The following is a 6015-nucleotide window of genomic DNA, read 5'->3' on the forward strand; positions in this document are numbered from 1 at the left end:
GAGGGGCAAGCCTCTGGCTATGCTCCGTGTCCGGCATTTGGACCAGGGAGCGACCAGCGCCATGAAAGCCGCCAGGAAGAAGCCCGTCACGAAGAACGGGAAGATCGACAAGAACCGGCTGCCGAGCCGCCATGTGACGGAAGGCCCGGAGCGCGCGCCCCACCGCAGCTACTACTACGCGATGGGTCTGACCGAGAAGGAGATCCACCAGCCCTTCGTCGGCGTGGTCACCACCTGGAACGAGGCGGCGCCCTGCAACATCACCCTGGGGCGCCAGGCGCAGGCGGTGAAGAAGGGTGTGAAGACGGCTGGCGGCACGCCGCGCGAGTTCACCACCATCACCGTTACCGACGGCATTGCGATGGGCCACCAGGGCATGAAGTCGTCGCTGATCAGCCGCGAGGTGATCGCCGACTCCACCGAGCTCACCGTGCGCGGCCACTGTTACGATGCGCTGGTAGGCCTTGCCGGCTGCGACAAGTCGCTGCCCGGCCTGATGATGGCCATGGTGCGGCTGAACATCCCCTCCATCTTCATGTATGGCGGCTCGATCCTGCCGGGCCGCTTCCGCGGCAGGGACGTCACCGTGGTCGACGTCTTCGAAGGCGTCGGCCAGCATGCCGCCGGCAGGATCAGCGACCGCGACCTGCATGAGCTGGAATGCGTCGCCTGTCCCTCGGCCGGTTCCTGCGGCGGCCAGTTCACCGCCAACACCATGGCCTGCGTCTCGGAAGCCATCGGGCTCGCGCTGCCGGGCTCGGCCGGCGCGCCGGCCCCCTATGAGACCCGCGACGAATATGCCGAAGCCTCGGGCCGGCAGGTCATGGAGCTGATCAGGCTCGGCATCCGGCCGCGCGACATCGTCACCCGCAAGGCGCTGGAGAATGCTGCCCGCGTGGTGGCCGCCACCGGCGGCTCGACCAATGCCGCCCTGCATCTGCCGGCGATCGCCCATGAGGCCGGCATAAAGTTCGATCTCGACGATGTGGCGCAGATCTTCAAGTCGACGCCCTACATCGCCGACCTCAAGCCCGGCGGGCGCTACGTCGCCAAGGACCTCTACGAGATCGGCGGCGTGCAGGTGGTTCTGAAGGAGCTGCTCAGGGGCGGCTACATCCATGGCGACTGCCTGACGGTGACTGGCAAGACCATTGAGCAGAACCTGAAGGGCGTGAAGTTCCCGAAGAACCAGGATGTCGTGCGGCCGATCACCAATCCGATCACGCCGACCGGCGGCGTCGTCGGCCTGAAGGGCAATCTCGCGCCGCGCGGCGCCATCGTGAAAGTCGCAGGCATGACGCGGCTGAAGCATGTCGGCCCGGCGCGGGTGTTCGACAGCGAGGAGGCCGCTTTCGAGGCCGTGCAGGCCCGCAAGTACAAGGAAGGCGACGTCATCGTCATCCGCTACGAGGGCCCGAAGGGCGGTCCCGGCATGCGCGAGATGCTCTCCACCACCTCGGCGATCTACGGCCAGGGCATGGGCGAAAAGGTGGCGCTGATCACCGACGGGCGTTTCTCCGGCGCCACGCGCGGCTTCTGCATCGGCCATGTCGGGCCGGAAGCAGCGGTCGGCGGCCCCATTGGCCTGATCAAGAATGGCGACATCATCACCATCGATGCGGTGAAGGGTATTCTCAGCGTCGATGTGAGCGCCGCCGAATTCGCCCGCCGCAGGAAGAAGTGGAAGCCCCGTAAAACCGAATACCAGTCCGGCACGCTGTGGAAATATGCCCAGACCGTGGGCGATGCCCATGACGGCGCGGTGACCCATCCCGGCGGCAAGGCCGAAGTGGAGCAGTACGCCGATATCTGAATCCCTGAAGGGCGCCTGGCCGGGCGCCCTTTCTCTCCCGTCAGAAAAACAACGAGCCTCCCATGACCTATCGCGTTGCCATCGCCGGCTTCCAGCATGAGACCAATACCTTCGCGCCGCAGAAGGCGACGCTCGACAAGTTCGTCAACGGCGAAGGCTGGCCGCCGCTGACCGAGGGCCGGGCGATCTTCGAAGTGTTCGCGCCGATGAACATTCCGATCGGCGGCTTCATCAAGGCGGCGACGCCGAAGCAGTGGGAGCTGCTGCCGATCGTCTGGGCCGCGGCGCAGCCGTCCTCCTACGTCACCGACGAGGCCTTCGAGCATGTCGCGAAGAAGATCACCGACGGCCTCGCGGCGCTGAAGGGCGGCATCGACGCGGTCTATCTCGACCTCCACGGTGCCATGGTCACCGAGAGCCACGAGGACGGCGAGGGCGAGCTGCTGCGCCGGGTGCGCGCGGTGGTCGGGCCGGACATTCCCGTCGTCGCCAGCCTCGATCTGCATACCAACATCACCGAGACGATGGTGCGGCATTCGGACGTGCTGATCGCCTACCGCACCTATCCACATCTCGACATGGCGGTGACCGGCGCCCGCGTGATGCACCATCTGGAGAAGCTGCTGACCGGCGAGCGGAAAAAGCAGGCCAAGGCGATGCGCCGGCTGCCCTTCCTCATTCCGCTCACCGCGCAATGCAGCTTCATCGAGCCCTGCAAGAGCATCTACGAGCGCCTGGGCGACATGGAACGCGGCGCGGTGTCGTCCCTCAGCTTCGCGCCGGGCTTCCATCCGGCCGACATCCGCGAATGCGGCCCGGTGATCCTGGCCTATGGCGACACGCAGGAGGCGGCCGATCGCGCCGCAGACGAACTGACCCGCCATATCGCCGAGCGCGAGGCCGAGTTCCGCACCCGGCTGCTGTCGCCGGCCGAGGCCATCGAGGAGGCGCGCCGGCTGATCGTCGGCGGGGCGCGAAAATCCATCGTGCTGGCCGACGTGCAGGACAATCCCGGCGCGGGCGCCACCAGCGACACGACGGGCCTGCTTGCGGCGCTGGTCGAGCACCAGGTGCCGGATGCCACGCTCGGCCTGCTCTGCGATCCGGAGGCGGCGAGGATCGCGCACCAGGCCGGCGAGAATGCCGAGATCGAGATCGCGGTCGGCGGCAAGGCCTTCGACGGCGCCAAGCCCTATCGCAACCGTTTCAGGGTGGCGAAGCTGAACGACGGCAGGTTCCTCTGCACGGGCCCCTTCTACAGGGGCACCCGCATGGCGCTCGGGCCGATGGCGCGGCTGCAGTGCCCCACATCAAATGGAGGCGGCGTCGATCTCATCGTCAGCTCGATCCGCGTGCAGGCGGCCGACAAGGAGATGTACCGCCATCTCGGCATCGAGCCCGGCCAGCGCCAGATCGTCGGCGTCAAGAGCACGGTGCATTTCCGCGGCGACTTCACCGACATCGCCCATGACATCCTGACCGTGGAGAGCCCCGGCGCCTTCATCGAGCGGGCGGAGACGCTGCCTTACCGGCGGCTGCGGCCCGGCGTGCGGCTCAGTCCGCAGGGAAAAGTGCACCAGCCGGCCTGAGATTTCGCCTAACCCATTGATAATTCGGGAACCGGCCGGTGCGGCGTCAGGCCGGTTGGAGCCCGTTGGGAGCCGGTTCGATCCCGTTGGAAGCCAGTTGAGTCCCGTTGAGGGCCAGTTCAGTCCCGTTCAATCCCGTTGAGTCCGGTTGAATCCCGTTGAGTCCCGTTGCGACGGGGCGGGACGCATATCGATGTATGCGCGATGCGGTGTTTCACGATGGGCAACAGCGGCAGGCGAGAACAATGTAGGTACGATCTGCCGGGCGACAAGATAAATTTACGCCGTGATGTGATCCTCGCGGCATCCGCCGGACTGGGCGACACGGGCAGGTCCGGCTAGCTTCTCTCTTGCTTTGGGAGGCAGGCATGATTCAGGTCCATCATCTCAACAATTCCCGGTCGCAGCGCGTGCTCTGGCTGCTGGAGGAGCTCGGCCTCGATTACGAGGTGATCCGCTACGAGCGCGACAGGGCGACGATGCGCGCGCCGGCCGCCCTGCAGAAGATTCACCCCCTGGGCAAGTCGCCGGTGATCACCGACACCAACCTTCAGGGCGGGAGCAGGGTGATCGCAGAGTCCGGCGCCATCATCGAATACCTGGTGGAAACTTACGGGCAGGGCAGGCTGGTGCCGCCGCCCGGCAGCGAGGAGCGCCTTCGCTATACCTACTGGCTGCACTATGCCGAGGGTTCGGCCATGCCGCTGCTGCTGCTCAAGCTGATCTTCTCGCGCATGCCGAAAGGCGCGCCCGCGCTGGTGCGGCCGATCGTGCGCGGCATCGCCGCCAAGGCGCAGGCGATGCTGGTGGACCCGCAGCTCGACACGCATATGACCTTCTGGGCCGACACCCTGCGCGCCCAGGGCGGCTGGTTCGCCGGCGCCGATTTCACCGCGGCCGATATCCAGATGAGCTTCCCGCTGGAAGCGGCGGCGGCGCGCATCGAACTGAAGCCGCAGCATCAGCCGATCCGCAATTTCCTCGAACTGATCCATGCGCGGCCCGCCTACAGGCGCGCGCTGGAAAAGGGCGGGCCTTACGAGCTGCTGAGATAACCGGGCGCATGCGGCACACGCCACCTTCCGGCCATCTACGTCTTTGCAGGTGAAACGCCAATCACGCGCCGAATCGGGAAGGCGTGTAAAGCCGTGTACGGATGGCTTTCCCCTGCGTCAATCTGCCTCTTCATATTGCACTGCAAAAGGGCTATCTGGCTGCTCTCCCTGGATTCCCGCGCATTGCAATGGACGATATTCAACCGCGATATGAACACGGCGAATGGCTGCGTGCCGGCGAGGAGCCGCGCCTTCTGACCGGCGAGGCGGCGGCGCTGTTCCGCTACTGGGGCGGGCTCGCGCGCGGCCAGGGTGCGCCGACGCGGGCGCAGATCGATCCGCTGACCCATTTTCCCCGCCTGATGCCGACCACCATGCTGCTCGGTGTCGAGCGCGAGGGAGAGAGGCTGCGGTACCGCTATCGCGTGATCGGTTCCGAACTCACCGCGCGGGCGGGACGCGAACTCACCGGGCTGTATCTCGACGAATGCTTTCCGCCTGAGCGCATCGGCCCCGATCTCGATATCTACCGCCGCTGCATCGACGGGCAGCTCTGCTACTGGGGCAGCCGCAGCTCGGTGATCGAAGGCCGCGACGCCTGGGAAACCTACAGCCGCATCATCCTGCCGATCCGCGACGCCGCCGGCGGCTCGGTGGATTTCCTCTGGATCTACATCTGGTTCGATCGCTGAAGCGGTCGGCAAGCTTTTCCAGAGTGTCATGGCCGGGCTCGTCCCGGCCATCCACGTCTATGTCGCCGAAAAAACGCGTGGATGCCCGGGTCAGGCCCGGGCATGACAAGGAAACGACGACAGAAACAGCCGCTATCTCTCCGTGACCCCCGGCACTGCTGCGCTATACTCTCCGCATAGGAACGGAGGAAACGCAGTGAGGGCGACCGATCTCTTCACGGCCGGGGAACTGAAACGCCTGAGCCGCCGCTCGGACTGGGTGGGCGCCGGCCTCGTGCTGCATGCCTGGGTGCTGATCCTCGGCAGCATGGCCGTGTTTGCGGTCTGGCCCAACCCGCTCACCTTCATCGCCGCGGTGATGATCATCGGCGGGCGGCAGCTCGGGCTTGCCATCCTGATGCATGACGCCGCCCATGGCCTGCTGTTCAAGACCCGCCGCTTCAACGAGTTCGCCGGGCAGTGGCTCTGCGCCTATCCGGTCGGCACCGATCTCAATCTCTACCGGCCCTATCACCTGAAGCATCACCGCTTCACGCAGCAGGAGAATGACCCCGATCTCGTGCTCTCGGCGCCGTTCCCGATCACCAGGCAGAGCCTGCGCCGCAAGGTGCAGCGCGACCTGCTCGGCCAGACCGGCTACCAGCGGCGGAAAATGCAGTGGAACGAAGCCTGGGGCCCGGCCAATTTAAGCTGGGCCGAGCGGCGCGAGCGGCTGAACAAGGCCGGCATCACCGGTGCGCTGATCACCAACCTCGTGCTGCTGCTGCTGATCCTGACGGCGGCCGGCTACTGGTGGCTCTATCCTGTGCTGTGGCTGCTGCCGATGCTGACCTGGTACCAGCTGGTCAGCCGCATCCGCAACATCG

The 6015-nt window shown here is 66.1% G+C and carries 5 protein-coding genes; all 5 read left to right on the forward strand.

The window, feature by feature from the left end; all coding sequences use genetic code 11:
* Positions 1 to 61 precede the first annotated feature (61 nt).
* Positions 62 to 1813, forward strand: a complete 1752-nt coding sequence (gene ilvD / locus VKZ87_RS01310; protein ID WP_324219430.1) for a dihydroxy-acid dehydratase — start codon at positions 62 to 64, stop codon at positions 1811 to 1813.
* A gap of 62 nt (positions 1814 to 1875) precedes the next feature.
* Positions 1876 to 3402, forward strand: coding sequence for a M81 family metallopeptidase (locus VKZ87_RS01315; RefSeq protein WP_324219431.1), 1527 nt, complete (start codon positions 1876 to 1878; stop codon positions 3400 to 3402).
* A gap of 368 nt (positions 3403 to 3770) precedes the next feature.
* On the forward strand, positions 3771 to 4457 hold the full coding sequence (locus VKZ87_RS01320; RefSeq protein ID WP_324219432.1) for a glutathione S-transferase: 687 nt from the start codon (positions 3771 to 3773) through the stop codon (positions 4455 to 4457).
* Positions 4458 to 4645: 188 nt separating this feature from the next.
* Positions 4646 to 5149 carry a PAS domain-containing protein gene (locus tag VKZ87_RS01325; RefSeq protein WP_324219433.1) on the forward strand — a complete coding sequence of 168 codons (504 nt, stop codon included), beginning with the start codon at positions 4646 to 4648 and terminating at the stop codon, positions 5147 to 5149.
* 196 nt (positions 5150 to 5345) lie between these two features.
* Positions 5346 to 6015 (forward strand): fatty acid desaturase (locus tag VKZ87_RS01330; protein WP_324219434.1); only part of this gene is annotated, 670 nt, incomplete at its 3' end.

It is taken from the genome of Ferrovibrio sp., from assembly GCF_035304305.1.
Lineage (GTDB): Bacteria > Pseudomonadota > Alphaproteobacteria > Ferrovibrionales > Ferrovibrionaceae > Ferrovibrio.

Coding starts and splice junctions, on each gene's coding strand:
- ilvD (WP_324219430.1), top strand. CDS start 62: ATGAAAGCCGCCAGGAAGAAGCCCGTCACGAAGAACGGGAAGATCGAC.
- VKZ87_RS01315 (WP_324219431.1), top strand. CDS start 1,876: ATGACCTATCGCGTTGCCATCGCCGGCTTCCAGCATGAGACCAATACC.
- VKZ87_RS01320 (WP_324219432.1), top strand. CDS start 3,771: ATGATTCAGGTCCATCATCTCAACAATTCCCGGTCGCAGCGCGTGCTC.
- VKZ87_RS01325 (WP_324219433.1), top strand. CDS start 4,646: ATGGACGATATTCAACCGCGATATGAACACGGCGAATGGCTGCGTGCC.